Consider the following 23,896-nt stretch of genomic DNA (forward strand, 5'->3'; position numbering starts at 1 on the left):
TAGAAACTCCGTTGAAAGCGTCAAGCGAGTTCGCAGGCCAACCGGATCGCGGCGATCATCGATGACGGGTCCGCGAGATTTTTCCCGGCGATGGAAAACGCCGTGCCGTGGTCGGGGCTGGTGCGCGGCTTGGGCAATCCGAGCGTGACGTTGACCGCGGTGTCGAAATCCAATAATTTCAGCGGGATCAATCCCTGATCGTGATACATCGCGAGCACCGCGTCGTGGAGGCCTCGTGCCGCATCGCGGAAGATCGCGTCCGGCACGGCGGGACCGGTGAAATTTCCAACACCGGCCGCGTTGAGGAAATCGATCGCCGGTTGGATGATGCGTTTCTCCTCGTCGCCAAACGCACCGTTTTCCCCTGCATGCGGATTCAGGCCGGCCACCGCGATCCGTGGATTCCCGATGCCGCGGCGGTGGAGAAATGCTGCAGTTAGAAGACCAATCCGGACGATGCGTTCCTTGGTCAAAAGCTGCGGCACGGCGGCCAGCGGTTCGTGGATCGTCGCCAGGCCGACGGTTAGAGTTTCTCCGGTGAGCAGCATGCCGTAGTCCGAGATGCCGAACGCGTCGGCGAAAAACTCGGTTTGCCCGGGGAAGGGGAAGCCCACGGATTGGAGGCCTTCTTTGGAAACGGGTCCGGTGACTACGGCATCCGCCCGTCCGCTTTTCAATTGCGCGACCGCATCATTCAGCGCCGCGAGTGCTGCTGTGGCGGAGGCGGTGTCGGGTTTTCCAAGGGTCCCCGCGCTGCGATCACCGAGCACTTCGATGTCGTGGCCGGCGGGAATTTTTCCGGAGGCGAGGGCCAGGTCGATGACTTCCGGGCCGATTCCTGCGGGGTCGCCCAAGGTGATGAGAATGCGCGGCATGGCTGAAGCATCATCGGGTCGTCCGAAACTGCCAAGCGGGGAAATCGCCGTTTAACATTGGGTTGCACCCGTTCCGCACTTGCGGAAGCGGGGTGGGTATCAATAGGCTCCCGCCCATGATTCGTAATTCGCTGAGAATGGTGCTGCTCGGGATTTCCTGCAGCCTGCTGACCCACTGCGGTTCTTCCTCGATGGGCAGCGGAAATCTCGGCGGGCCGACAGTCGAGGAGCGGAACATCAAGATCGCCAACGAGCCAACCGGCGACTTTTTCTACGGCAGGCGCTACTTCATCGAGAAGACGCGGTTCTGGGGATACGTGCGCAAACCGAGGCAACCTTGGAGCCGTGCCCAACTGGTGCTGATGCGCGAGGATAAGATGAAAAATCCCGACCGCTTGTCGGAAAACGGACCTCCCGGCAACCGCTACAGCTACGACAACAATTTCGACTATCGTCTGAAAGGGTATTTCACCGGACAAAAAGCCTATGATCCTAACAGCAATCAGGTCCTCCCCGAATTCATGCTGACCGGCTACGATGTTCTCGATCGCCAGCCCGGCTGGCTTTTCCGCCCGGATGACCGCTACGACCGCTTCCGAATCACCATGACGCCTCACTGATCCGCTTGCGGCTCCTCCCCCCCGCATGAAACCTGATGGAATCCGACGTTCCGTCCGCTCGACTCATCGCGAGCGTTCGGCCGGAGACGCGCCCAGCATGGGACGCGTCGCGCGGATGCCCGGTACCGGCCTGCCCAAAGGAAAGCGAAAGAAAAGGAAGATCCGGGAAAGCGGCCGCCGCTTCCGTGCCTCGCTCAGCCGCAAACGAGTCATTGCCACTTGGACCGTCCTGATTGGAGGGATCACGCTCGCCTGCTTGGGGATTGCGGTCTGGCTGGGCATCAATTTCAAACCCGCTGAGGAAATGTCGGCGGTCGCCCAGCCGATGACGGTGACGCTGGAACCGGCTCCATCTGCGGAACCCAAGATCCCTTCATTGACGGAAGACGAGGCGCTTTCTCTCGTCAAAAAAGCGCTGGCTGTCCGGGATCCCTCACGGATTTCCGAATTTTTCCGCGAAGGCGATGTGCCGGCCCCTGGGGAAGTCGAATTTCTCCGCAAGCTGGAAGTCCTTGATGGCCGGATCGATCATTTTGAATGGTTGGGAAATCTTGACGCAAACGGGCTCCGCATCGACGGGGTTCTCATTGAATTCCAAAGCGACGGGAAACCGCGCAACCGGATCGCGGAGCTGACTCCCGATGCGCAGGGGAAATGGAAAATCGATTTCGACGCCTTTGCCCGCACCGTCACCCCGGCTTGGAGCGATCTGATTGGCGGGCGGACCGAAGTGGCCAAGGTGCGGGTTTACGTCGCTGGCGACAGTTATTACAATGGTCCCTTCCGGAATGAGGACGATTGGCTCTGCGTCAGTTTCGTTTCACCGGATACTGAGGAAATTCTCACCGGTTATTGCAAGACCGGTTCCCCCCAGTCGGCTGCCATGAAATGGTTGCTCAAGAAGGATTCGAACATGAGCCGCGCCGTTTTGGAAATCCGTCGCGTCGAAGCTGCCGAGCCCCGGCAGGTCGTGATTTCAAAGGTGCTTGCCGAGGATTGGGTCATCGGCGACCGGCCGTTTGACGAGCGGTTCAAGTGATAGAGGGTTAGCCATTCTCCGTGCTTGCGGGAGCCGCTTCGCATTTCCTAGCCTACCCGAAGTTCGGAATTTCCGGATATCGATTGAAACCCCACCATCCTATTTCCCCCTGCTTCCATGAAACCCCGGGACATCCAGCGAGGAATCGCCTCACGCCATGACCGGAGTGGCGGAGCTCCCGACATCGGGCGGGTTTCACGCGTGAGAGGCCCGGATATGCTGGAAGCCAGCGGGCAGTATCGCAGGCGGTCCTCCGGAGTGTCATCGGAGCGGAAGAAGCTGGTCATGATTTGGTCCGTGGGGCTTGGAGTGGTTGCTTTTGCCGTCATGGTTGTCGCCTGCTTCTTGTGGTTGCGACCGATGTTGCAGGGGGACCATTCAGTGGCCTCCCTTCAGACCGAGGAAAGCGACGAAACGGTGAGAATCGCCTCCAAATTTCCCTCACCCACTCGCGAAGAGGCGATTCGGCTGGTCAAGGATGCGCTTGCCAACCGGGATCCGGCTCGTATCGAAATTTTGTTCCGAATCGGAACATCCACCCCACAGGAAATCATGGATTACTGCGCGGGTGCCCCCGAACGCGACGGCACCTTGGAAAGCTACGATTGGTTGAGCAGCTTGGATTCCGACGGGTTGTTGATCGAGGGCGTGGTGGTAAATTACAAGAAAACCGAAAAAAGCTCCCAGCGCCTCGCTCTCCTGACTCCCGATGCCGATGGCCGGTGGCGGCTGGATTTCGATGCCTTTTCCCGCAAGGTGACACCGACGTGGAGTGAGCTGTTAGCCGGCGGTGGGGACCATGCCCTTGTCCGCGTCGCGGCGTCGCCGGATGTTTACTACAATGGCCCGTTCCGGGATGAATCCGAGTGGGCCTGCTACTCGATGAGGTCTCCGGACACCGAGGAACTGCTGCGCGGTTATTGCCGGGTAGGCTCGGCCGAAGCGGAGGCGATGAAGAAGTTGTTTTGCGACGGGGCCACCTCTGCCCGGGTCACGCTGGAAATCAGCCGTGTGAAAGACGGTGAGAGCCGCCAGTTCGAAATCTCCAGCTTGCTCGCCAAGGATTGGATTGTCGTTGAGAAGCCGGGGAAAGGGTAGGTCGGCAACGCGGGATTTCCGGTTCGATTCCGCGCCGGGTTGTTGACATTCGACTCACATCTCTCCTTGGGGAGTTGCCATCCGGGCGAGGGCATTTCATCATCCCGCCCCACCCATGGCCGTCGACACCAAACCCGCACCCAGCTTCCGTAAGACCGCAGACCTTCAGCAAGGAGCCACCACGGTTGACGATGTCACCCGCGCCCTGCCACATGCCCTCGGGCCGGAAAAAAGCCTGTTGTCCTCAATGTTGCAGGACCCGCAGGAATACATCGGCGCGGCGATCGAGGAAAAGCTGACCGCCGAGCATTTCTATCTGCCGTCGCACACGACGTTGTTCGGATTTCTCATCGAGTTGTTTGAAGGCGGTCAGGAGGTGGAGCTGGTGTCGCTGATCCAACGGTTGCTCGACCGCGGATTGCTCGATCGTGTGGGCGGACCGTCGGCGCTAACGGATCTCTACACCTACGCACCGAGTCCCGGGCATTTCCGCCATCACTTGCAGCACGTGAAGGACAAGTATGTGCTGCGCTCGATCATCCAGAATTCCAACGAAGCCATCGCACAAGCCTACGACGCGCCGGACGAGGTGGCTTCGTTGTTAGATTCGGTCGAGGCCAAGATGCTGGCGATCCGCGAGGGTTCGGAAACCAACAAGGCGCCCACGATCAAGCAGTCGGTCAACGAAGTCATCGAGCAGTTCCAGGCGCTGCTGGCGGGAGAAAAAGGCGCGCAGGGAATCACCACCGGATTCGAGGATCTGGACCGCATGAGCAGCGGTCTGAAGCCGGGGGAAATGTTCGTCGTGGCCGCCCGTCCGTCGATGGGCAAGACCTCGTTCATGATGAACATTGTCGAACACGTCTGCATCACCGAAGGCAAGCCGACCATGGTATTCTCCTGCGAAATGAGCGCGTTCCAGATCGTGCAGCGTCTCGTTTTTTCCCGCTCCAAGTTTGCGATGAGCCAGCTATCCCGCGGCTACACCCCGACCAAAGGCGACCTCCAGCGCATCCAGCGCGCCGCTCTGGAAACATCCGGAGCCAAGCTTTTCATCGACGACACCGCCGGCATTTCGATCAACGAACTCCGTGCGAAAGCCCGCCGGAAAAAGCGCGACGAGGATATTCAGTTCATCGCCATCGACTATCTCCAGCTCATGAAATCCCGCACCAAACAGGCGGAAGGATCGCGCGAGCGGGAAATCGCGGAAATCTCCGCAGGCATCAAGAGTCTCGCCAAAGAGTTGGCGATTCCGATTTTGATCCTCGCCCAGCTCAACCGGGGACCGGAAAGCCGGACAGGTAAAAACGTCGGAGTTCCCCGCATGTCGGACCTGCGGGAATCCGGCTCCATCGAGCAGGACGCCGACATGGTCGGCCTTCTCTATCGAACCGCCTACTATGCGGAAGACGCCGAGGAAAAAGAGGCGGAAGCCGGTAAAGCAGAGCTGGTTCTAGCCAAAAACCGGAACGGCGAAACCGGCCATCTCCCTCTAACATTCATCGCCGATCTCATGCGCTTCGAGACCGGAGCCCCGGCGCGTGAGGAAGGGTGATCGAAGGTTGGCTCGTCTTACAAGGCCTGGCTTTTTTTCAGCACCTGTTCCAACAGCTTCGGATCGGCCTCCAGCGCATCCGCCACGGCGCGGATGACATTGAGCGTGGGTTTGGACACGTGGTGTTCCATCCCCTCGACGTCGTGATAGATCGTTTCCTCGTCGATTCCGAACAGACGTAAAAACCGGGTCAGTGTTTCGTGTCTCTCGACGATGGCGCGCGCGATACGCTGGCCGTCCTCGGTGAGAACGGTGCCGCGATATTTCTCGTGGTTCACCAATCCTTCCGCATCGAGGCGGCGGAGCATGTTGGTGACGCTGGCTTGGGAAATTCCGAGGTTTTTCGAGATGTCCACGGCGCGGGCATAACCTTTGGCCTCGATCAGATGCAGGATCTGTTCGAGGTAGTCGTCCATGGCGACGGAGCCGCTGGTGCGTCGGGGAGGCAGGGTCACGGGAAGCGGAGCCTAACGGGCATTTTGAGGGAGGGAAAGCTCCGTTTTTTCATAAAGATCGGCATTGGATGCCTGGAACTCCGCCTTGAGCCGGACCTGAAGTGTGGAAAGGTCCACCAACCGCCAGCCGGTGAAGGTCCAGGCACGTTCCTTGCCGTCGTGTTCGATACCGACGAGCAGGTGCACGGCGTCCTCGGTGATTTTGAGCGTCTCGTTTTTCGGCTCGAAATAGAACGTCCGGAAAGTGCTTTCCGCCGAACCTTGTTCGACGAGTTTCGGGTCCAGATAGAAGACGAGATTCGATTCCTCATCGATGATGCGGAGATCCGGATAGCCCGACCGCTGGTGCTCGCCGGAGCGGGTCGGCGGGACATCGCATTTCAAGCCCGGCATTTCATTGATGTGCTTGTGGATGCCGTCTTCGAAAAACCGCGAGGCCTCGTTGATGCGGCGGAGCTGGCGGACCGGGGAATCGGGCTGGTTGATCTCGGCCAGCGTCAGGGTCAACGCTTGGGTGATCGCGGCGGTCACCCGCAGGTGGGCGGGATTGCTAGAAAGCGGCAGGACCTTTTTCCCGGAACAGGCTTCCGCGATCGTGGCGAAGGAAAAGGTCCGGTTCGATAGATCATCGCCGAGCAGGGAGCGGACCAAAGCGGCATCGTCCCGAGGAGCCTTGGGTTTGCAGGGTGGGGTTGAAGTGATAGGATTCCAATACGCGACCCCCAAAATGATGGAGGCCAGGCAGAAGAGGAGAATGAAGCGGGTGCTGTCTTTCATCGGCTGTCGAAGGGGCGTTGTTAACTACGTCTGGCCTGATGCCATCGCGAGGTGTCCGGCTGGATCAGCGCGTCCACCGGATGGTCCCCCAAGGCGTGGGTTTCGATGAGATGGGAAAGTAAAACGAGCGAGGCCACCGAATCGAACAGCGCGTCATGCCACGATTTTTCCGGCACCGCCGCGCGGACGATCCCGCCGAGCCCGCGGGCTTCACACACCGCCCCTAACGAATGATCAGGCAGCTCCGGCCAAGCGGCCCGCGCTAACAGGAGCGTGTCGATCCAAGGTCCGAAGCCATGACCGGGAAACGCGCGGAGAAAGCGTTTTTCCGTGCCTTTTCCATGGGCGACGACGATCGCTCCCGCCAGACGTTTTTTTAACTCCGGCCACAGCATCAGCAGGGAAGGGGCTTCGGTCAGTTGTTCCGGCCCGATGCCGTGGACTTTTCTAGCAGACCATTGGATCGGTTCGGTGGTGTGAAGGTAGGAGACGAACGCATCCGCATGACCCGATTCCGACGACCAACTGGCGAGCCCTACCTGTACCGGGCTGTCGGTTTTTCCCCGCGACGCGCCCGCCGATTCGAAATCGATGGCGGTGAAGCGGCAGTGGCGGATGGGTTGCATTCGGGTGGGTAAATAGTGACACCTCCGTCTCCACCGAATCAATGAGAATGAATGATCAGGATGTCGGGAAATTCCACCTTTCATGCGGACCGTCGATTGGGAACTATGTTGTTGACTCTAACGAAAAATTCGCTGTGATTCGGAATCATGTTATTAAAGATATCTTCCCTCCTTCTTGCGCTGAGTTCATATGTTTCCGCCACCATTTCCTTCAGCGGGATCGCAGTGGCGAACGCGGAAAATTCCCTTTCCTCCGCCAATGTTACGAACGGCTCGCTGGGGCTATTGATCGTGGACGTCCAAGGAAACGGGTTTTTGGGGCTTCCATCCATGCCCCCTACCGTATCTCAATATTTGTTGGGCACGGCGGATGAACCCAAGGTCACGGATGGGAAATCCGGTCTCACTGCTGGGTCCTTCTTTGGCGGTGATCTGGTTCTGGGGGTTCTTGCTTCCGGGGGGGGCGGGATCGATTTCCGTCTCATTGAACAATTTGGATGTCACGGGGCTCGAAAACAAGAATTTCGCGATTGTGTGGTTTGACGGAATCCTGACGTCCGGCGCACCCGCGAACGCGCCCATTGGAACGAAGTATGGTATTGTCCAAGGCACGGACTGGACGCTGCCCGCTGTGGATATCAACGGGACTTATGTCTTCAGCCTCACCGATTCGTCGGGGCCCAACTCCTACTATCGCGCGGATTTGGACTCCAGCACTACTACAGGCATCAACTTCAAGACTGCGACCGGACTGACCGACTCCGCGGCGCTGTTCACGGTTGTGCCCGAACCTTCCTGCGTCTTCCTTTGTGTCTTGGGTCTCTTGCCTTTGGCCCGCCAGCGTCGCTGAAGCCACGTTCAAACAGGGAAGAGCGTATTCCGATCCGCTCTTCCTTCAGATGCTTCGCCTCCATCCAACCCCACTCAATGCAGCGTGGCCCTCGCGGCGGCGAAGCCTGGCTTGATGGTGTCGAAAATGATCCTCAGCCGCTTGTCGAACGGAGCGAAGGCGCTCTTGATGGCGTTGAGCGAGAGTTTTTCCAGGTCGCGCAGGTTGAGATCGAAGAGTTCGGTAGCGAGAGTGGTTTCCTGGGTCATCGACGTGTCGCTCATCAGGCGGTCGTCGGTGTTCAGGCAGACTCGGAATCCCTGGCGGATGAAATTTCCGAACGGATGATCCTCGAGTGTCGTGCAGGCTCCGGTGTGCAGATTGCTGAGCAGACACATTTCAAGCGGCACCCGCCGATCAAGGATGTATTGGGCGAGGCGGCCGAGTTTCAACGAACCGTCCGGCAGGACTTGGATATCGTCGCGCAGACGGGTGGCGTGACCGAGCCGATGCGCGCCGCAATACTGCAGGGCCTGCCAGATCGACTCCGGCCCGTAGGCTTCTCCGGCGTGGATCGTGATGTAGAAATTCGCCCGCTCGATCGCTTGGAACGCCTCGACATGTTTCTTGGGAGGAAACCCGTCCTCACCGCCGGCGAGATCGAAACCGACCACTCCCGTGTCCCGCGAGCGAATCGCCAGTTCGGCGGCTTCCAGCGAATTCTGCATGTGGCGCATCGCGCAAATGATCAGCCCCCACTCGACGCCGTAGGTTCTCTCGCCGCGTTCGAGTCCGCGGACAACGGCGGCGACGACTTCATCCTGAGTCAAACCCCGTTCGGTGTGATAGACGGGCGCGAAGCGGACTTCAGCGTAAACCACGCCATCGTCATACATGTCCTCGATGAACTCGAAGGCCACCCGTTCGAGGGCTTCGGGCGTTTGCATCACCGCGATCGTGTGGCGAAATCCTTCGAGATATTCCGGTAAATTTCCGCGCTGCGCCCCTCGGTGGAACCATTTCGCGAGTTCCGCCGCATCGGTGGTGGGGAGGCCATCGTAGCCGAGTTCGGCCGCAAGATCGATCACCGTGGTCGGGCGAAGTCCACCGTCCAGATGCTCGTGCAACAGCACTTTCGGCAGCCGACGGATGTCGATGGCATTCACCAGACTTTTTCCCGTCGGTTCCTTGGATTGGGTGAAAATGCTCATATTTGGCGGATCATAGCAACTTCCGCGCCCAAGGGGAGAATGAAATTTCCTGTCTTCGATTGCCCGGATCGTTTGAGGATCAGTGGCTTTTCCCGGTTCCAAACCGCTCCGATGATCTCGCTTGATTTGTTAAGATTTGCTAAATAATGTCCGGGCAAATCACTCGAATGGCGAAGAAGCGCAAACCCTCCGGACGTGGCCAAGCCAAGAATCAGCGCCGCGAGCCAGCGTCGTTCGCCGGGTTTTTCAGCTCCGCGAATCGCCGGGCTCACGAGCAGGCCAACCGCCGGGGCGGAAAGCGCGACAAGAAATTCGTGTGGTCCGTGATGAGCACCACGGATTTCGACGACGGAATCGAAACGGCGGAATGGTTGAAACGGGTGATGCGTTGGAGTCTCGCACTGCTGTTGCTGCCGCTCTGCTGGGTGACGACGTGGACGTTTCTCTCGCGGTTTTCCCACGCCACGTTGGATCAGGATTTTTGGCGGACTGCGGAGTTCTGGTATTTTGCGACCGGCGCACTGGTGATGGTCGGGTGGTTCTGGTCGGGCCTGCTGCAATCGTTTTTCCTGTATCTTTACGTGCTTGGCCACGAGCTGACCCACGCGGTTTTCGTCCTGCTCTATCGGGGAAAAGTGACCGATTTCCACGTCAGTGTGGACGGCGGCTACATCACGACGAACAAGACGAATCTGGTCATCGCCCTCTCGCCGTATTTCGTGCCGTTCTGGGCGGTGGTCAGCGCGGTGGTCTACGCGGCCGTCAGGTATTTCGGCGGGATCCCGCAGGAATGGGACCGGTTGCTTTACGGGCTGATGGGCGTCACCTGGACGTTTCACATGGTCTGGACGTTGTGGATGATTCCCCGTGATCAGCCGGATTTGAAGGAAAACGGCACGTTCCTCTCGCTGGTGATCATCTATCTGGCGAATCTGCTGGTGCTCGTCGGCCTGCTCTGCGTGGCCGGGCACTCGCCGTTGCAAAGCGGTCGCGAGTTCGGGCTGGAATGGCTGCGCTTCGCCGCGACGTGGGGTGATGCCTTCGTGCGCTGGGTCAATGTGATGATCGCGGAGTTCCGTCAGGCGGCGATGCTGTAACGCGGCGGATTTTCCGGGTTGATCCCGATGACTGGCGGACGGATGCTGCCGACGTGATTTATCTCGATGCCAACGCGACCACACCGCTTCTACCGGAAGTGCTGGAAGCGATGTTGCCGTGGTTGCGGGACGGTTTTTCAAATCCCTCGGGTGCCTACGCCGGGGCGAAACGGGCGCGCAAGGCCATCGATCACGCCCGCGGGCAGGTGGCCGAGTGGATCGGCGCGGAGCCTAACGAAATCGTTTTCACCGGCGGCGGAACGGAAAGCGTGAACACCGCATTGCACTCGCTCGACGTGCTGACGGGGCAGGGGAGTGCCGTGGTTTCGACCATCGAACACAGCGCCGTGCTCCGCTATGCCGAGAGTCTAACGAGAGGAACGGTCAAAATTCCGGTGACATCCGGAGGTCGGATTGACATGGATGCTTTTGCTGGATCGTTGGATGGGGCCGCATTCGTGTCGATCATGGCGGCAAACAACGAAACTGGCGTGATCCAACCCTTGCGCGAGGCGGCGGCGCTGGCTCGTGAATACGGCTTGCCGGTTCACACGGATGCGATTCAAGCTGCCGGGAAAATCCCAATCGACGTCCGTGAACTCGGGGTGGATCTGCTTTCTCTATCAGCCCACAAGTTTCACGGACCGAAAGGCGTCGGCGCGCTGTTCGTCCGGGAAGGTCTCCGCTTCACGCCGTTTTTTCAAGGCGGCGGCCAGGAATCCGGGCGTCGCAGCGGAACGGAAAACACCGCGGGAATCGTCGGGATGGGAGCTGCAGCGGAATGGATGATGCGGAATTCCAGCCACTCGATGGATGCGATGCGCGATGCGTTCGAATCCGCCGTTCTCACCGGCGTTTCCGGCGTGACGGTCAATGGCGACACCGCCAATCGCCTGCCTAACACCAGTCACCTTTCATTCGACCGATGCGACGCGGCGGGTCTGCTCATTCTGTTGGATGAGGCCGGCATTGCCTGTTCCGCGGGATCGGCCTGCATGACCGGGAAGCAACGTCCGTCGCACGTCCAGCTTGCGATGGGCATCCCGGAGGAGCGTGCGAAAAGCAGCCTGCGCATCAGTTTTTCCCGGCTCAACACGCCAGATGAGGCCACGGCCGCCGCCGCCGCCGTGATCAAGGCGGTGGAAAAACTCCGACGCGTCCAAGGAGCCGGCGTCGGCCCAGTGGTGGTTTACTCGCCGTGATCGTGTCGATCTAACGGCAGCTGTCCCGTCACTGGCCGGATTTCATCCGCTTCAACGCTTCCAGAATTTTCGGGTCGGTAGTGGCTTCGATCGCCTTGTCGATTTGTGCGATCAAATCACCGCGGTTGCCACTGCGTTTGACGATCGCCGCTCCCGTATCTTCCGCTGCTTGTCGGATGCCCGGATTCTTGTCGTATTGCACCATGTCGAGGAAGGTCCCGAACTCGGCGTTTCCAACATTGGGGCGGACCGCTTCGATGGCGGCGACGGCGGAATCGAAGTCATTGGTGGTCGATCTGGCGAAATTCATCAACGGCTGCACCAACGATTCCTTCATCCGCTTGCCGAGAACCTTGCTAATCAGCGCTGCGCGGTCTTCAGGGAGCTGCGGGCTTTTGGTGATGAACTCAACCAAGGTCGCGTCGAAGTCCGAGTTGTCGGTGGGCTTGGCGAGAACGAGGGCGTTCTTCGCATAGTCTCGCTTGGCATCGGTGTCCGCACTGGTGGCGAGTTCGAGGAATTTGGCAAGCTCGGTGCCTGACATCGGAATTTCCGTGGTCTCCGTTTTCGAGGCCAATTCCATGATGTCCCCGATGCGGTGGCTGCCTTGGCTGGCTTGGATGCGTTGGTAAAGCATGAAGCCGAGCAGCACGATGACAATGCCGAGGGCGGCTGCGATGGCGATCTTGATTCCACTGACCGGAGCCTTTTTGCTCGGGACCATGGTGAAGCTCTTGGTCGGCATGACCCGCCCCGTCCGGTTGAGTGGGACGGTGGCTGCCACCGTCGGCGTCGGATCCGGGATGATGTGGGGACCCGTGTGAATGCTTGGTTTCGATCCCTCGGGCGGCAACAGCGGTTGCGGGGCAGTGGTGGTCAGCGGAGGTTCTGGAATCGGTTCCGGAGGCTCGGGTTCCGGATCCGGTGGTGGAACGTATCCCGGAGGGGCCATTCTCGGATCCACGACTTTTCGCGTGGCCGATGGCGGGCGACTCGCCAAATGCGAACGCGGGCCGGTCGCTGGTGGCGGCGTGGCCCGCCCCAAACTCATGGTCGGGCTCGGATTTTTGTCGTTTTGAAGGAAAACCTGAAGTGCTTCCCGGGCCGATGCCGGGCGATCCTCCGGCATCCGGTTGAGCTGCCACATGATCCAGTCGCAGGCCCACATCGGGATGTCGGCCCGGACTTCCTGCAGCGGGACGACCTTGTGGTGGAGATGGGAGACCATGACCTCATGGCCGGTTTCACCTTTGAACGGATAGGTGCCGGTAAGTGCCTGATAGTAAACACAGCCCATCGCATAAACGTCGGTCCGAGCATCGATCGGCACGCGCTCGAACTGCTCGGGAGCCATGAAAAAGATCGAACCGAAGACCGCTTCCAATTCCTCAAGTTCCTCCTTCGTCTGGGACTGCGTCAACGTGGCCAAGCCGAAATCCACGATCTTCATCTGGAATTTTCCCGACGGCAGCCAAGTCAGCATCAGATTCGACGGCTTGATGTCGCTGTGGATCAAATCCAGCTCCTGCGCCGCGATGAGAGCTTCCTGGGTCTGGATGGCGAGTTCCCGGAAATCCGGCCAAGTCAGCGGGGCACGCTCGATCAGCTCGTCGAGCGTTTTTCCATTGATCAATTCCATCACCACGTAGGGGCCGTCTTCGTCCGATCCGACGTCGTAAACCGTCACAATGTGAGGATGTTGGAGCGACGCGAGGGCACCTGCTTCCTTGATCAACTGGCGGGTCGACTCTTCCTGAAGGGCCGGGTCGTCGTTTGAAACCGAGATGCGTTTGATCGCGACTTCGCGATTCATCCGAGTGTCATAACCCTTGTAGACCGCACCTAGGCCGCCTTGGCCGATTTTTCCGCGAATTTCGTAACGTTCTTCCATGATGACGACGTGCCTCAGAGTGTGAAATATTGTCCGGGGCGGCAATCACGAAAACCGCCCATCAGGACGCGACACGTTCGAGCTGATCCTTGCGGTAGAGGGTGGGGGACACGCCTACAATCCGGGCGAAGCTCCTGTTGAATTGTGAAAGTGACTGGTATCCAATGAGAAAGGCGATTTCAGAGATGCGGGCTTCCGGGCTGAGCAGCTCCCGTTTCGCCCACTCGATCCGGCATCGGTTGACGTAATCTGTCAGGGTTAGGCCCGAGGAATCTTTGAAAAGTCGGCAAAAATGAGACTCACTGAGTCCTGCTTGGCGGGCGACCTGTCCCAGCGGCAAGGGTTGGTCGAGATTCGCATGGATATATTTGCGTGCTTTGGCGATGGCGACCGGCTCGCTTCCTTCCTCAATGATGGCGAGGGAATCGGCGTGGTCGCTGAGTTGCTCGGCGAAACTTTCCAGTAAGGTGACCATGCTTTGATACCGCTGCGGCTCGACGAAGCGGGTTTGCATGAAGGCGTCCTTCAGAATTTCGAGCGCGTTTTCGTCCAGAGTTTTCCGGCCGATCGAACCGAGAATTCCGTCGAATTGTTCAACGGTTGGGGTTTGACTGAATACTTGCCCGGTTTTCAGAAAGCCAATCACCGACGCTCCCATTTTGACCGGCACCGCCGTCGCGCACAGCCCGGCGAAGCAATGACAGGTGGTCGGGCCGCTGACCTCCGCCTCTTCCATCAGGCGGCGGTTGGTGTCGAGGCAGGCCCCGCAGGCGCTTTTGCAGAGATTCAAAGCCTCGCAAAAAGGACTGCGGTTGATTTTCTGATCGTCCAGGCACCACCCGTTCGGATCCGCGGAAACCAGCCGCAGTGGCAGCCCGGTGGCCGTTCGGAAGGCATTCTGATAGACGTGAAATCGTTCCGAAGCAGCGAGCCGATGGAGCAATGCGGTTTCGAATTCCTGATGGGCGTGTGGATACTCGGACATTGTCTCGTTTGCAGGGATCAGTCGGACGATAGGGACGTATTCATGGGAGTTCAATCTCTGTTCCGCATAGTTCCACGTGAAATCAGGGCGACGATCAGGATGGACGCGATCGAACTTAGCGGCATCAGCACGGCGGCAAGCAGCGGACTCATTTTTCCCGCCATCGAAAACGCCACGGTCGTTGCGTTGTAAACCAGTGCGAATCCGAACGCCGCCCGCACCGCGTTCGTCCGCGCCGCCGCCGTTTCCAACAATCGCGGTAAAAACTCCAGCCCCGCTCCCAGAGTGTAGAAATCCGCCTTCGACTCCAACAGACTCCGGTCCACCACCGGAGTGCCCGTCACAAATGCCGCGTCGAATGCCAGCGAGTCGTTTGCGCCATCGCCCAGATAAAGGGTGTCCTGCCGGTCCATTTTTCTCACCGTATCCGCCTTCTCTTCAGGTGATAGCCCGCCGTGCGCGTGGCCTTCGGGAAGCCCCAGCGCCACCGACATTTTTTCCACTTTATCGGCGTGATCTCCCGACAGGAGATGCAGGGACAGTCCTTTTTTCTCCAACCTCCGGAGCATTGCCACCGCTCCCGGACGCAGCGACTCGCTGAAATGAAATGCCGCTATCAGTTTCCCATCCAGCCGCAATTCACTCCCTGCCGCATCACCCACCGGACCGCTGCCCAACCAGCCGATCTTGCCCAACGACCAATCGCCGCCCGCCGATCTCATCGTCACTCCCATGCCGGGAAATTCGTGGGTTTCAAACTCCGCTCCAGCCGCTAGGAATTTCTGCCCGCGCGTGGCCAGGGATTCTAACAAAGTCCTCGCGATCGGGTGCAGCGACCCGTGGGTCATCATCGCCAATGCGAACGATGCCGCGTCGTTGAGCTCGGCGACAGTCTCCGGATTTTCCAACACCGGCCGCTCCAAGGTCAGGGTTCCTGTTTTGTCGAAAATCACCCGCCTCACTCTTCTCAATCTCGGCCACAGACTCGCCGTTCTTGTGAAAACGCCAAGTCGCTCCATCGCCGATGCCGCCAGATCATCCGCCAGCGGAATTGCGACTCCCAGCGCGCAGGGGCACGACACCACGAATACCGAGATCATCGCCTGTGCCCCTGTTAGCCAGTCGCCATGCATTCCCCAGAATGCCAGCGCTGAAATACCTAACAATAGAACGATGCTGAGGTAAACCCGCAGCAATTTGTCCAATCCCGGCGACCCGCGATCCGCTCCCGCCGCTGCGGTCAGCTTCGCCATCAGCGAGTCTTCCCAGCGCTCGCTTGCCTCCACCGCCGCCGGCGTCCGGCTCAGCAGGATCGCCCCGGCCGGCAGCCGTGACCCCGCCGCATACCTCACCGGATCCGCCTCGCCGTGGATCCATTCCAGCGAGAAATCCGCTTCACCCGCCGCCAGTATGCCGCTCACCGGCAGGGCCTGGCCCGGTCCTAGCAGAAATCGCAGGCCGGGGGAAATCGCCGACCGCGTTACCGGTTCTCCCGCACCATCCGCCCGCGCCACGGCTTCCGGCACCGGTTGCTGGCGTACCAGCCGCCGCCGGTTTCGCTCGACCGCCGATGTTTGCAAATATCGTCCGCCTAACATCAGAAAGACGAAGATCGACACGAAATCGAAATACATCAGCCGCTCTTTTCCGAGAGTCCAGCCCGCGATCGACCCGGCATAGGCCGACACCAGTCCCAACGCGATAGGCAGATCGATGTGCAGCGATCTCGCCCGCAACGCGCGCCACGCCCGATCCATGAAATATCCGCCGCCTACCAGCATTGACAAGGTTGCTGATAGAAATGCGATCAGCTTGAACAACCCCGCGAACTCGAAGTCCGCGGGCATGCCCAGATAGACCGGCAGCGAGAAGCCCATCGTGTTCAGTGCGAACGCCCCGCAAAGCCCCAGCCTCGCAGCCAGCCGCCTTCGCTCGAAATCCCCACCCGCCGTTCCCGCAGGAGCCGCCACGTAGCCGAATTGACACAGCTCGCGCAAAAACGGCTCCAGCTCGCACTGCCCCGGCATCCATTCCAGATGCAGCCGCCCGCTCGATGGATTCGCCGCCGCCCGCACGCTCCCGGGATGCCGCGCGAACAATTTCTCCACCAACCACACGCAGCCGACGCAGGAAATCCCCTCCAGTGCCAGATCTAGCCGCGCCCCATCTCCCGTCGCCGTCGCTTTTTCCTCCGCCGCGGCCACTTGCGGGGCGAGCCACAAAAAATCGTGTTCCTCGAACGGCCGGCTCCGCACCGGCGCCACCGCCAGGCCCTGTTTCAAATCATAAAACTGTCCGAATCCGTTTTCTGAAATCAGATCCGCCACAAACTCACAGCCCTTGCAGCAAAACCGTAACGCCCCTGCCTTTGGCGAAAATTCCGTCCCGCAGTGTTCACAGCTTGCCATCCGCCGGGATCATCGGGCCGCCCGGGCCCCGTCGCCAAGCATCTCCTCTCACATTCCCCGCATTTCGGCTTTTACCTTCCCGCCGCTTCATGCTTGCCTCCCGCCCTCATGAAAATCGTCGTCGCCTACTCCGGTGGTCTTGATACCTCCGTCCTTCTTCTCTGGCTCAAGGCAAAGTACAATGCCGAAATCATCGCCTATTGCGCCGACGTCGGTCAAGGCGACGAACTCGACGGCCTCGAAGCCAAGGCTCTCAGCACCGGCGCCTCCAAGTGCTACATCGGCGACCTCAAGGAAGACTTCGCCGCCAACTACATCTATCCGATGATCCAGGCTGGCGCCATCTATGAAGGCCGCTACCTGCTCGGCACCTCCATCGCCCGCCCCTGCATCACCCACGACATGATCAAGATCGCCCTCGCCGAAGGTGCCGATGCCATCGCCCATGGAGCCACCGGAAAAGGCAATGACCAGGTCCGCTTCGAGCTTTCCGCCGCCGCTCTCGCGCCCAACGTCAAGTGCATCGCCCCGTGGCGCGACGCCGAGTTCCGCAAGGAATTCCCCGGCCGTGCCGAAATGATCGCCTACGCCGAGGCCAACAACATCCCGATCAAGGCTTCCATGAAGAAGCCCTACTCGATGGACCGCAACCTCCTGCACATCTCCTTCGAAGCCGGAGCCATGGAAGACCCATGGTATGACGCCACCACCCCGGCCGATACCGACATGTATGTTCTATCTGTTTCCCCGGAAGACGCCCCTGACAAGGCCGAATACATCGAGATCCTCTTCGAAAAAGGCAACGCCGTCGGGCTCAAGCATGAAAACCTCGACGCCCTCCTCTGCGAACTCGGCGATGTGAAAACCGTCGGCCAACAAGACGGCTACGCGCTGCTAACACCCTACGGCGTCATGCGCGTCCTCAACCTGCTAGGCGGACGCAACGGCATCGGCCGTGTCGATATCGTGGAAAACCGCTTCGTCGGCATGAAATCCCGCGGCATCTACGAAACCCCCGGCGGCACCATCCTGCTAGCCGCCCACCGCGACCTCGAAACCCTCGTCGTCGATCGCGAGTCCATGCACATCCGCGACAGCCTCATCCCGAAATACGCCCAGCTCGTTTATAACGGATTCTGGTTCGCCCCCGAGCGCGTCGCCATCCAGGCCCTCGTCACCGAGACGCAAAAAACGGTGACCGGTGAGGTCCGCATGAAGCTCTACAAGGGCAACGTCATGCAAGCCGGCCGCCGTTCGCCATTCAGCATGTATTCCGAAGCCGTCGCCACCATGGAAGGCGGCCAGGAAGAAGCGTATAATCAGGACGACGCCACCGGCTTCATCGCCCTCAACGCCCTTCGCCTCAAAGCCACCGCCCGCCAAGGGCAATAAGGAGCAGGGACGCCCTCGTCCCGTCTTCCATCTATCAAAAAAGCCGCGCCCGGTCCATCCGGCCGCGGCTCTTTCTTTCTATCCAAAGTCGTTTCTCTAACCCGTCATTCATTTCCATTCCACCGCATCGGAATTGGACATTTCTGCGATTCCACCGTTTCCCGGCGGATATCTTTTCCATCCTTCGACTGAACCAAAACCCGCCAGCGGAATGAATCCTCACCCTGCGGAACCGCTGTCTCGATCCGCTCATAATTTCCATCGGCGGAAATCATGATCCTGCATCCCGACAAAATTCCTTCTTGCCGCATCTTTCCGAAACCCTGAGTGACTCGGTCCCCATAATAGAAGGATAGGATGATTCCGCCCTTCAGTTTCCATTCGCTCACGGGCACTCCCGTAGGAGTTTCCGTGGAGAACGCTGCCGTTCCGACACTCGCGTCCTTGATCGGCACCAGCGCGCTTTCCGGGATCACCACCGGTTTCCCGTTCATTAGAATCGCCAGTCGGAGGCTGCTGTCCTCCTTTAGGGAAAGCGTGGCGTCCGCGCCATACTCGTTGGACTTGATCGTCACCTCGTCCAGCGGGACGCGCCTCTCGTCACGATCTGCAGCGTTTGAGACTCCCATCACGAACAATAAAAGCAGAAAGGTTTTCACAGGGCGGTAAATAACATGGAATTCTTCCGAGTGCCGAGACAGAAAAACGATCAGCCTAGCCCAGTGTGGCTGACAAATAGTAAAAGGAAGAGAAAACCCCCAACCCTCCCAGCACTCCCACCAACATCGCGTAAGACGCTTTTTCCCAGTTGGGAAACCGTGGACCCAGCCAGTAGCCTAGAAGAGATTGCGCGAACAAGAGTAAGCCACCGTAAAGAGCGAACGGCCACAAAACGTATTGAGCTGGCAGCCATCCGAGCAGACTGGCTATCACCACCCACGGCATCACTCCGCCTGCCAATGCCATCGTACTCGCGCGGCGGTTGCGGAACCGGTCCACTGTTACCGCGTAAATCGCCGCCACGCTCATCATTCCGGCGCTGAGCAATATAGGGGTAAATCCGGCATTCATAATCCAGTGAAAGTTGAAGCATGGCCAACAACGGGAGGGCACGCTCCCGTGCCCTTACCATTTCGTCGGCCATATTCTATCCCGAATCCCAACGGGATTGCCAGAACTTAGCCCGGGGTCGAGCGAAGCGACCACCCCGGGTTCACCCGGCAATGCAATTCGCCCCCGGCAGGGGTCGCAGAAACGCCCGATCAATCCAGAAACCTCGGATCATAAACAATCCCCGCCCGCTCCAGCATCGCGATCCATTCCTCACGAAACGATTTCGTCCGATGATGTTCCTCCTGTTTCGCGATGTATTCCCGTACCGCCTCTCGTGACGTCGCACTCACGGTGAAAGCCGCATAACCGTTCTGCCATGCGAACTTGTCTCCATGCTCGATGGTTTCATGAACCCAATTCGTGGCCGACTTCTTCAAATCCCTCATGAAATCCGCCAGGCAATGAGTGGATTTCAAACCGACTAACAAATGAACGTGATCCGCCACGCCGCCGATGGCTTCCGGAATTCCTCCCAACCCATTGACCGTTCCGCCGAGGTATTCGTGGAGGCGGGGTCGCCATGAGGTGTCGATCAACGGCATCCGGTCCTTCGTGCCGAACACGATGTGATAGTGAAGACTCAGATAGGTAGAGGCCATGGTTAGAAGGTTCTCCGGATCGCGGGGCATGTCACGCTTTTCCAGCACCCCTGCCAGGGTGCGGATATCCGATGCATCGTGATCCCGGGGTGGTCGCTTCGCTCGACCCCGGGCTAATTTCTAAAATCCCTCCGGGATACAGAAAGCCGCCGCGTCGTCTGTGGAGCTGACCACTGCGACAGGGTTTCTGTTACCGATGAGCGGCTGTCTTCTTACTTCAACCCAGCTTCATCAAAAAGCCGCGCCGGGTCCATCATGTTGCGGCTTTTTTCATTCCCTCTCCGCCACGCATTTCCGGTGCGCCTTCACGAACGCAAAAAGTGTGCCGCCGAACAGCGTCACCCACGATGCTGTGAAAGCCAGTGCTTCGGGGGAATCTTTCCACACCGCCCAAGCGATCAGCAGCCCCAAAAGCACCGCCTGTATGATCAGGGCGGACCGCTGCGTCACCCTCTCCGGATCGTGGAGCATCGAGCCGGCAATCGCACATCCGAATATAAGACCCACGAACACCTGCGGCCCATTTAAACGCCCATCGAGATACTCGAGGCCGGTTCGTCCCGTCGCCATCAATACCCCGGCAAAGATCGCTAGCAGGGTGCGGAGATGTTTCGGGTTCATGGTAGGAGGTGCGGTAGTTGGTTTCCGGGAAAATTCTCCCGCTCTCCTTACCCGCCTCACGCATATTGGTCCAGCTTCACCAAATAGTGATGGGTTCTTAAAACCGACCGGATGCGGAATAAATCTCGGGGGGCGTAATTTTTTTTGGGGGGAGTGTAAGGAATTCTGTGTAGGCACTTTCCGGTGGTGCTCCAAATCACCGGGAAAACGACATCTCATGAAATCCACCATCACAGAGGAGCTGCTCGACGGTTTGCTGAAAAAACTTACACTCTCGTTTTGTGAAGACCTTTGGCTCAGCAACGACGTTCCATGTTTCCGATCTGGATGCTTCGATGAAGTATTACACGGAGGTGCTCGGGTTTTCCGAGCGTTTCCGATTCGGAGACTATGGCGGCGTGCAATACGACGACATTCAGATTCACCTCTCCGGGCCGAAGTCCACGAACAAAAAGCAGATAGGACAAGGCAGCATCTACATTTTCTGCGACGATGTGGATGGCTACTATGCGGAGGTGACAACGAGGGGAGCGAAGACCCAGGCCCCGCCCAAGGATTATGATTACGGAATGCGTGATTTCGTGATCGAAGACTCCGATGGCAACCTGATCGCGATTGGCAAGGAATCGAAGGGATCCTAACGGTCCAGGGTGTCTTAGTTGCTATTCCTGGGTGTCGGATTTCTCCGGCTCGACAAGTTCTTCGGCATCGACGGGTTCCTCGGTTTCGGATGCGGCGTCTTCTTGCGGCTCTGGCTCGGATTCCGATTCGGATTCCGTTTCTTCGGTCGCTTCGGTCGCTTCGGTCGCTTCGGTCGCTTCGGGCTGGGTTTCCGTTAGCGTTTCCTCAATGGCGGGCTCGGGCGAGCGGCCGTTGTTTTCCAACAGAATGAAGACTTCCTGTTGGACGGTCTCGATGTCGCTCAGCGGGATGTTGGGATCCTTGACGATGAAGACCTCGCCGGTTTTGCGGTGTTCGTAAACGCGGAGGATGCCGGTGGGGGTGCGCTGGCTGTCTGTCTCGCGGAGGAGTTTCTGGCGCTCCAACATGACGGCGAGGATGAAGCGGGCGTTCTCGGTGTGGTCCTCGTCTTCCTCGACGAGGCGGGTGAGGATTTCCTCGGCGGAAAGTTTTTCAACCGGATTGGAGGTTTCGTTTCCTGTGGGGGCGGAGTATTTCGTGCGCCAGAAGGAGAACGGAGCGTCGCCGGTTTCCTGATAGGTGGCCCAGCCTTCCGTGCAGTAGTCGCGGCGAACGTAGCCGCTGGATTCCGGGTCCGGAAAAAGGGCGGTGACGATGGTTTCGCCATCAACGAAGGGGCGTTGGGTGGCGGCGCATTCGCGGCCACGGGAGCGGACATGCCAGGATTCTGCGATAGCCATTTGGGAAAAGGAGTTCAGTCGTTGCCGGGGACGAGCCGGCGGAGGATGAGGTAAATCGGCCGGCCGGTAATGCGGCGGCGGAAGAGATAAAGTCCGAGCACGGCAAAGGCAATGTTTGGAAGCCAGGCGGCATGCATGGGCTGCAAAGTGCCGGATTCGCCAAGCGCGATGGAGATGCTGGTGACGAGTAGCATCAGCCCGGAGAGGATGACCGCAAGCATGATCCCGCCACCGGGACCGCGGCGAGAGAAATGGACGGCCAGCGGGGTGGCGAGGAGGACGGTGACGAGGCAGGTGAAGGGCATCGACAAGCGGTAATACCACTGGGTGAGGTAGGGGGCCGGGTTCGCAAAATCGCCGTGACGCGCGCTGGACTTGAGCCAAGTGGTGAGGTCGGGGATGCCGAGGAGGTTGGCGCTGAGCCCGGGCTTGATGAGCTGGAAAGGAGTTTCCGGCCAGGATTTCATGACGATGGGTCCGGGCATGGTTTCAAAAACCGTGGGCTGGCCGGCGGTGATTTTGCCCACGACGGGTTCTTCAAACGTCCATTGTTGGCTGGTGCGGTTCCAGAGAGCGCGCTTCGCGGTGAGCCTGCTGGCCAGGGTTTTGTCGGGGTGGGAAGTGGTGACCTCCACATCGGTCAACGGACCGCCCATGTAATAATCCTGAGGGAAGGCACCGATTTTCCATAGCCGCAGGTCGGAGGGATTGCGATAGATGACGTTGGTGGCCTGAATGGCTTTTTTTCCACCGGCCTCGGCGCGGATCTGGTCGACGTTGCCCTCGGCGGCGGGGGCCCATTGGTAGTTAAGTCCCAGGCTCACCAGGCTGAAAAATACTCCGGCGAACAACAGCGGCAGCGCAATGCGGACGATGCTGCGGCCGGACTGGACCATGGCGATGATTTCGCGGCTGCCGGATAGTTTTCCCAACGAGTAGAGCAGGGAAAGCAACAGGCTGTAAGGAAGCAGCAGCAGCAGGATGGACGGCGAGCGGGCGGCGTAGAATGAAGCGATGGTCTTGACGACGTTTTCCGAGTCGCGGAAATCGCCGATCTTGTCGTTCAAATCCATGATCAGCCAGATCAGGACAAGGGAGGAGAGGCAGATGGCGAAAATTCCGCCGAATTCGCGGGCGATGTAGCGATCGAGCGTGCCGCCCAACGCATAGATCAAGCCGGCCACTGCCGGCAGGAAGCAAAGGAGGCGGAGAATCAACGGCCGCAGTTCCTGGGTGAAAACATCCGAGTCGGGAAATCCGATGAGGTGCTGGGCGACGGCCGCGGTTTCTCCGGGAATCAGAAAGCGGCAGAGGGCGGCACCCAGCGCCGCCAGCAGGACGGGAATGAGGAATCGCAAAAGATAGGTGCGGAAAAAAATCATGGGGCGGGCCGCGTGGCGCAGAGACTGGAGTTGATAGGGGAGGGGTGTCGAGTGTGTTGTGCGGCTTCGCATGATGCGGGTGGCGGGAAGTTGGCTTTACCTTTCAATCCATCCCGCTTAGCCTGCGGAGCATGAGGACATTGGAAACGGATGCTGAGATTCTGCGCGACGGCAGCGTCAAGCTGCTCTCGCCGTTGCCGGATTGGCTGAAGCCGGGCAGGGCGCACGTTTGGTTGTTGTTGGACTGCACTAAAGAGACGGGTGGCACCCCGCGAGCCGGAAGCTTGAAGGGGTTCCGAATGGCTGCCGATTTCGATGAACCGCTGGAGGATTTCAAGGAATACATGGAATGAACCTGCTGCTCGATACCCATGCGTTGATTTGGTTTCTCGAGGATGATCTCCAACTCAGTCCGATTGCTCGGGCAGCCATCAGTGATCCGGCCAACCGCTGCCACGTCAGCGATGCCACAGCTTGGGAAATGGGGATCAAGCATTCATTGGGAAAACTGGAAATGCCCATCCCGTTCGAGCACTTGTTTCCCGCCGGACTCCAGAGCTTGGGGTTTCATTCTCTGCCGATCCTTCATCCTCACCTTCATGAGGTCATTCGGTTGCCATTTCATCACCGCGATCCTTTCGACCGGCTGCTGATCGCGCAGGCCAAGGTCGGACAAATGACGCTGGTTTCCCGCGATCCCCATTTCGCTAACTACGGAGTGTCGGTTCTGTGGTGA

At 59.1% G+C, this 23,896-nt stretch carries 25 protein-coding genes; 11 read left to right on the forward strand and 14 right to left on the reverse strand.

The window, feature by feature from the left end; all coding sequences use genetic code 11:
• Positions 1-20: 20 nt before the first annotated feature.
• Positions 21-875, reverse strand: a complete 855-nt coding sequence (gene pdxA, locus ABIQ96_RS17660) for a 4-hydroxythreonine-4-phosphate dehydrogenase PdxA (protein WP_348215948.1) — start codon at positions 873-875, stop codon at positions 21-23.
• A gap of 116 nt (positions 876-991) precedes the next feature.
• Here pdxA and ABIQ96_RS17665 point away from each other — a divergent pair, with 116 nt between their 5' ends.
• From ABIQ96_RS17665 to dnaB, 4 genes are all read left to right on the forward strand, one after another.
• Positions 992-1,495 (forward strand): hypothetical protein, encoded by a 504-nt coding sequence (locus ABIQ96_RS17665; protein WP_348215949.1) that lies wholly within the window; start codon positions 992-994, stop codon positions 1,493-1,495.
• A 25-nt stretch (positions 1,496-1,520) separates the two neighbouring features.
• On the forward strand, positions 1,521-2,534 hold the full coding sequence (locus ABIQ96_RS17670; RefSeq protein ID WP_348215950.1) for a hypothetical protein: 1,014 nt from the start codon (positions 1,521-1,523) through the stop codon (positions 2,532-2,534).
• Between the two features lie 117 nt (positions 2,535-2,651).
• Positions 2,652-3,632 (forward strand): hypothetical protein, encoded by a 981-nt coding sequence (locus ABIQ96_RS17675; RefSeq protein WP_348215951.1) that lies wholly within the window; start codon positions 2,652-2,654, stop codon positions 3,630-3,632.
• 115 nt (positions 3,633-3,747) lie between these two features.
• Entirely contained in the window at positions 3,748-5,190 is a 1,443-nt protein-coding gene (dnaB, locus tag ABIQ96_RS17680) for a replicative DNA helicase (protein WP_348215952.1), read from the forward strand.
• A 17-nt stretch (positions 5,191-5,207) separates the two neighbouring features.
• Here the strand turns inward: dnaB and mntR are convergent, their stop codons facing one another.
• Genes mntR through ABIQ96_RS17695 form a run of 3 tightly spaced genes read right to left on the reverse strand, consistent with a single transcriptional unit; the run spans position 5,208 to position 7,048 of the window.
• Positions 5,208-5,645 (reverse strand): transcriptional regulator MntR, encoded by a 438-nt coding sequence (gene mntR, locus ABIQ96_RS17685; RefSeq protein WP_348215953.1) that lies wholly within the window; start codon positions 5,643-5,645, stop codon positions 5,208-5,210.
• Between the two features lie 12 nt (positions 5,646-5,657).
• Positions 5,658-6,422: a hypothetical protein gene (locus ABIQ96_RS17690; protein ID WP_348215954.1), complete on the reverse strand. Its 765-nt coding sequence runs from the start codon at positions 6,420-6,422 to the stop codon at positions 5,658-5,660.
• A 20-nt stretch (positions 6,423-6,442) separates the two neighbouring features.
• Entirely contained in the window at positions 6,443-7,048 is a 606-nt protein-coding gene (locus ABIQ96_RS17695; protein ID WP_348215955.1) for an exonuclease domain-containing protein, read from the reverse strand.
• Between the two features lie 484 nt (positions 7,049-7,532).
• Between ABIQ96_RS17695 and ABIQ96_RS17700 the strand changes: the two genes are divergently transcribed.
• On the forward strand, positions 7,533-7,898 hold the full coding sequence (locus tag ABIQ96_RS17700) for a hypothetical protein (RefSeq protein ID WP_348215956.1): 366 nt from the start codon (positions 7,533-7,535) through the stop codon (positions 7,896-7,898).
• 74 nt (positions 7,899-7,972) lie between these two features.
• Here ABIQ96_RS17700 and ABIQ96_RS17705 read toward each other — a convergent pair whose 3' ends face one another.
• Positions 7,973-9,088: an adenosine deaminase gene (locus ABIQ96_RS17705; RefSeq protein ID WP_348215957.1), complete on the reverse strand. Its 1,116-nt coding sequence runs from the start codon at positions 9,086-9,088 to the stop codon at positions 7,973-7,975.
• Positions 9,089-9,255: 167 nt separating this feature from the next.
• Between ABIQ96_RS17705 and ABIQ96_RS17710 the strand changes: the two genes are divergently transcribed.
• Positions 9,256-10,185 (forward strand): hypothetical protein, encoded by a 930-nt coding sequence (locus tag ABIQ96_RS17710; protein ID WP_348215958.1) that lies wholly within the window; start codon positions 9,256-9,258, stop codon positions 10,183-10,185.
• A gap of 53 nt (positions 10,186-10,238) precedes the next feature.
• Positions 10,239-11,387 (forward strand): cysteine desulfurase family protein, encoded by a 1,149-nt coding sequence (locus ABIQ96_RS17715; protein ID WP_348215959.1) that lies wholly within the window; start codon positions 10,239-10,241, stop codon positions 11,385-11,387.
• Positions 11,388-11,415: 28 nt separating this feature from the next.
• Here the strand turns inward: ABIQ96_RS17715 and ABIQ96_RS17720 are convergent, their stop codons facing one another.
• The 3 genes from ABIQ96_RS17720 to ABIQ96_RS17730 all read right to left on the reverse strand — a co-directional run bounded on the left by ABIQ96_RS17720 (position 11,416) and on the right by ABIQ96_RS17730 (position 16,671).
• Positions 11,416-13,278 (reverse strand): protein kinase, encoded by a 1,863-nt coding sequence (locus tag ABIQ96_RS17720; RefSeq protein WP_348215960.1) that lies wholly within the window; start codon positions 13,276-13,278, stop codon positions 11,416-11,418.
• 61 nt (positions 13,279-13,339) lie between these two features.
• Positions 13,340-14,263, reverse strand: a complete 924-nt coding sequence (locus ABIQ96_RS17725; protein ID WP_348215961.1) for a helix-turn-helix domain-containing protein — start codon at positions 14,261-14,263, stop codon at positions 13,340-13,342.
• A gap of 50 nt (positions 14,264-14,313) precedes the next feature.
• The gene (locus ABIQ96_RS17730) at positions 14,314-16,671 is read right to left on the reverse strand and encodes a heavy metal translocating P-type ATPase metal-binding domain-containing protein (protein ID WP_348215962.1); all 2,358 of its coding nucleotides are present in this window, start codon (positions 16,669-16,671) and stop codon (positions 14,314-14,316) included.
• Between the two features lie 108 nt (positions 16,672-16,779).
• Here ABIQ96_RS17730 and ABIQ96_RS17735 point away from each other — a divergent pair, with 108 nt between their 5' ends.
• On the forward strand, positions 16,780-18,063 hold the full coding sequence (locus ABIQ96_RS17735) for an argininosuccinate synthase (protein ID WP_348215963.1): 1,284 nt from the start codon (positions 16,780-16,782) through the stop codon (positions 18,061-18,063).
• 104 nt (positions 18,064-18,167) lie between these two features.
• Here the strand turns inward: ABIQ96_RS17735 and ABIQ96_RS17740 are convergent, their stop codons facing one another.
• From ABIQ96_RS17740 to ABIQ96_RS17755, 4 genes are all read right to left on the reverse strand, one after another.
• Positions 18,168-18,722: a hypothetical protein gene (locus tag ABIQ96_RS17740; RefSeq protein ID WP_348215964.1), complete on the reverse strand. Its 555-nt coding sequence runs from the start codon at positions 18,720-18,722 to the stop codon at positions 18,168-18,170.
• A 55-nt stretch (positions 18,723-18,777) separates the two neighbouring features.
• Positions 18,778-19,134: a hypothetical protein gene (locus tag ABIQ96_RS17745; RefSeq protein WP_348215965.1), complete on the reverse strand. Its 357-nt coding sequence runs from the start codon at positions 19,132-19,134 to the stop codon at positions 18,778-18,780.
• A 191-nt stretch (positions 19,135-19,325) separates the two neighbouring features.
• Entirely contained in the window at positions 19,326-19,775 is a 450-nt protein-coding gene (gene tnpA / locus ABIQ96_RS17750; RefSeq protein WP_348215966.1) for an IS200/IS605 family transposase, read from the reverse strand.
• 270 nt (positions 19,776-20,045) lie between these two features.
• Positions 20,046-20,396, reverse strand: a complete 351-nt coding sequence (locus ABIQ96_RS17755) for a hypothetical protein (RefSeq protein WP_348215967.1) — start codon at positions 20,394-20,396, stop codon at positions 20,046-20,048.
• Positions 20,397-20,677: 281 nt separating this feature from the next.
• Between ABIQ96_RS17755 and ABIQ96_RS17760 the strand changes: the two genes are divergently transcribed.
• The gene (locus ABIQ96_RS17760; protein WP_348215968.1) at positions 20,678-21,037 is read left to right on the forward strand and encodes a VOC family protein; all 360 of its coding nucleotides are present in this window, start codon (positions 20,678-20,680) and stop codon (positions 21,035-21,037) included.
• A gap of 21 nt (positions 21,038-21,058) precedes the next feature.
• On the opposite strand, the gene ABIQ96_RS17765 is transcribed toward ABIQ96_RS17760, so the two are convergent.
• Complete coding sequence (locus ABIQ96_RS17765; protein WP_348215969.1) at positions 21,059-21,778, reverse strand: hypothetical protein; 720 nt, start codon at positions 21,776-21,778, stop codon at positions 21,059-21,061.
• A gap of 14 nt (positions 21,779-21,792) precedes the next feature.
• Entirely contained in the window at positions 21,793-23,160 is a 1,368-nt protein-coding gene (locus ABIQ96_RS17770; RefSeq protein WP_348215970.1) for an LptF/LptG family permease, read from the reverse strand.
• A gap of 131 nt (positions 23,161-23,291) precedes the next feature.
• Here ABIQ96_RS17770 and ABIQ96_RS17775 point away from each other — a divergent pair, with 131 nt between their 5' ends.
• Together ABIQ96_RS17775 and ABIQ96_RS17780 are read left to right on the forward strand one after the other, a co-directional pair.
• Positions 23,292-23,513, forward strand: coding sequence for a DUF2281 domain-containing protein (locus ABIQ96_RS17775; protein ID WP_348215971.1), 222 nt, complete (start codon positions 23,292-23,294; stop codon positions 23,511-23,513).
• A complete protein-coding gene (locus ABIQ96_RS17780; protein WP_348215972.1) occupies positions 23,510-23,896 on the forward strand; it encodes a type II toxin-antitoxin system VapC family toxin in 387 nt (128 codons plus the stop codon). Before ABIQ96_RS17775 ends, ABIQ96_RS17780 begins: the two co-directional genes overlap by 4 nt.

This window comes from Luteolibacter sp., from assembly GCF_039920825.1.
Classification (GTDB): domain Bacteria; phylum Verrucomicrobiota; class Verrucomicrobiia; order Verrucomicrobiales; family Akkermansiaceae; genus Luteolibacter.